This window comes from Novosphingobium profundi (genome assembly GCF_018491765.1).
GTDB classification, from domain to species: Bacteria; Pseudomonadota; Alphaproteobacteria; order Sphingomonadales; family Sphingomonadaceae; genus Novosphingobium; species Novosphingobium profundi.
The window spans coordinates 1-2,607 of record NZ_JABWCU010000062.1 but is presented as its reverse complement, the minus strand read 5'-3'; the positions used below and the strand labels follow the sequence as shown (position 1 = coordinate 2,607).

The following is a 2,607-nucleotide window of genomic DNA, read 5'->3' as shown; positions in this document are numbered from 1 at the left end:
GTAAGCGCGCATTTCGTAGCACGTTGCTTCCGGAGGCAGTGCGGCCATCATAGTTGACGCTGGACGAGACAGGCCATCGCGGCGACGTCGGCAGGTCAGGCGTGTTTTTCGAAGTTGAATGGCAGCAGATCGTCGATATCGGCGTCGAGAGGTCGCTGGGGCAGTTCAGTGAGAACATGGCGTAGCCACGCGAGAGGCTCGACGCCGCAGGCGCGGCAAGTCAGCATCAGGCTGTAGGTGACGGCGCTCGCCCGTGCGCCGTCCACGGTGTCGCAGAAGAGCCAGGATTTTCGTCCCGTTGCAAAAACCCTGATGTCGCGTTCGAGAAGATTGTTGTCGATCGGCATCCTGCCGTCTTCGACGTAGCGCGTCAGGTATTCCCACTGGTTGAGGGTGTAGGAGACCGCATCGCCAAGCTTGGTGTCGGGCACAACCTTGGGTGCGATGGCATCGAGCCACGCCTTGAGGGCATCCAGGACCGGGACGCTATGTTTCTGGCGGAAGCGGCGCATGGTGCTGGCCTGCGTTTCCCCCTCATCGGGTATTTCGTCCCGCGCCTGCCTTTCGATCCGGTAGAGCTGGTCGAAGAACTTGAGCGCCTGTGCGGGCGGCCCCCCTTGTTTCTTCCTCGCCTTGAGGGCGTCGGCAAAGCGCCGTCTGGCGTGGGCCATGCAGCCCAGATGCGTGGCGCCTTTCAATGTGCGCCAGGCCGTATAACCGTCGCTCATCAGGATACCGCGATAGTCGCCGAGGAAGGCCTGCGGATGTTCCTGCCCGCGACCGGGTTGATAGTCGAACAGCACGATCGGCTGTTCGCTGTCCTCGCTGCTGCGGTAGGCCCACATATACGAAGTGCTGGTAGGGGCTTTGCCCTCTTCCTTGAGCACCTGAACCGTAGTTTCGTCGCCATGAATGACGTCCTGGGACCGAAGCCGCAGCTTCAGGGCGTCAAAGATGCGATGCAGGTGCCTCTCGCTCGAAGCAATCACCCAACGGCCCAGTACACCGCGGCTGACAGGTACCCCTGCGCGCTCGAAGGTTTGCGCCAGACGATACAGCGGTGTGCCATCGACGTATTTATGAACAAGGGCAAAGGCCAGCGTCGGGGCCGTGGCAATGCTGCCCGGCAAGGGCTGTGCGGGCATCGGCGCAATGACAATCGGCGTGGCAATCCCGGTACGGTCACAATTGCGGCATGCATATTTGGCGCGGGCATTCTGAAGGACCGTGGCCTTCACCTCGATGTGAAGCTGCTCGGTTACCACTTCCCCCATGCGATGCATCCGTTCGCTGCAGCACGGGCAGACCTTCTGGTCGTCGGCGAGGTCATACTCGACGCGCTGGCGCGGCAGGTCGGCAGGAAGTGCTTTGCGCCCGCGCTTCTTCCCTTCTGGCTTTCTCGCCTCCGGCAATCCCGTGTCGGGAAGATCGGCGGCGACCGGCTCGTCGACGCCGTCGTGTCCATCGTCGGTATCGTCCTCCAGGGAGGCCTGCTCGGCTTCATTGAAGACACGATCCAGGTGCTTTTCGCTGCGCGGCGCAAAGCGGTGCAACCGCGCCAGCGCCAGTTCCTCCTCAAGCTTCAGGATGCGCCGGGCAAGGGCGTCTCTCTCGGCCGCCAATGCCTCGGCCTCAGCGGCTTTCGTCGCCAGAAGCGCCATCAATTCCGCAATAGTGGGGACGCCGCCTCGATCCATTCCAGTCTTGAATCGAAAGCCCGTTCCTGCGTCAACGGCCTTCAACCAACAATCTGATATTGCCGCACCGGATGAGGGACCAGCGCGTCAATATCGATCCCGTCGAGCAGCCATCGCAATTGCTCGGCGGTGAGCGCCACCACCGTTTCCGCTCGTTTGGGCCATCGGAACTTGTCCTGCGTCAACGCCTTGAGCACCAATACAAAGCCCGACCGGTCAAAGAACAGCAACTTCATCCGGGTCCGGCGCCGGTTGCAAAAGGCAAACGCCGCGCGCTCGAACGGATTGAGGCCCATCGACTGCTCGACCAGGATCGCAAGGCTGTTGATCCCACAGCGAAAGTCGATCGGATCCCGGTGGAGGTAGACGCGCAGATCTTCAGCGAGCCGGAACATGGCAATGCCCCAGCGCATCGATCATCACCGCCAGCAACTGCGCGTCACACCCCTCCAGCGTCAGCGATACGCCATTTGGCATCGACGCCTGCAACCGCACTGACGGTACCAATCCCGCAGACCGGCTCGCGATCCCATCAGGATGTCGCTCTGCAGGCGCCGGAGACGTCTCCACCCGGATAAACGCCGACGGATCCGGCAACTGTCCCCCGCTCCGCTGCCCGTTCGCACTCTGCCGCTCCTGATGCTTCCTGACCCATTTGCGCAGTTGGTTGGCGTTGACACCATGCTCCAGCGCAAGCCTCGCCACCGATATGCCCGGCTCGAGGCACGCCTCGATCAACCGTGCCTTCCCCGCCCGACCATAATAGTGCCGGCCGTTACTCGTCACCCTTACAACCTCGAGCCCATAGGGGCCCATCGGTGCCAACTCCATGTGTCCACCTCTTCCTTGGTGGACACATCCTTCACACCGCGTCACTCAACCGAACAGGTGCGCGGAATTTCGCGCTTAC

The 2,607-nt window shown here is 62.0% G+C and carries 3 protein-coding genes; all 3 read right to left on the bottom strand.

The window, feature by feature from the left end; translation table 11 throughout:
- Positions 1-95: 95 nt before the first annotated feature.
- Genes tnpC through tnpA form a run of 3 tightly spaced genes read right to left on the bottom strand, consistent with a single transcriptional unit; the run spans position 96 to position 2,528 of the window.
- Positions 96-1,697: an IS66 family transposase gene (gene tnpC / locus HT136_RS25975; RefSeq protein WP_214202646.1), complete on the bottom strand. Its 1,602-nt coding sequence runs from the start codon at positions 1,695-1,697 to the stop codon at positions 96-98.
- A 41-nt stretch (positions 1,698-1,738) separates the two neighbouring features.
- Complete coding sequence (gene tnpB, locus HT136_RS25970) at positions 1,739-2,092, bottom strand: IS66 family insertion sequence element accessory protein TnpB (RefSeq protein ID WP_214202645.1); 354 nt, start codon at positions 2,090-2,092, stop codon at positions 1,739-1,741.
- The gene (tnpA, locus tag HT136_RS25965; protein ID WP_214202644.1) at positions 2,076-2,528 is read right to left on the bottom strand and encodes an IS66-like element accessory protein TnpA; all 453 of its coding nucleotides are present in this window, start codon (positions 2,526-2,528) and stop codon (positions 2,076-2,078) included. Before tnpA ends, tnpB begins: the two co-directional genes overlap by 17 nt.
- Positions 2,529-2,607 lie beyond the last annotated feature (79 nt).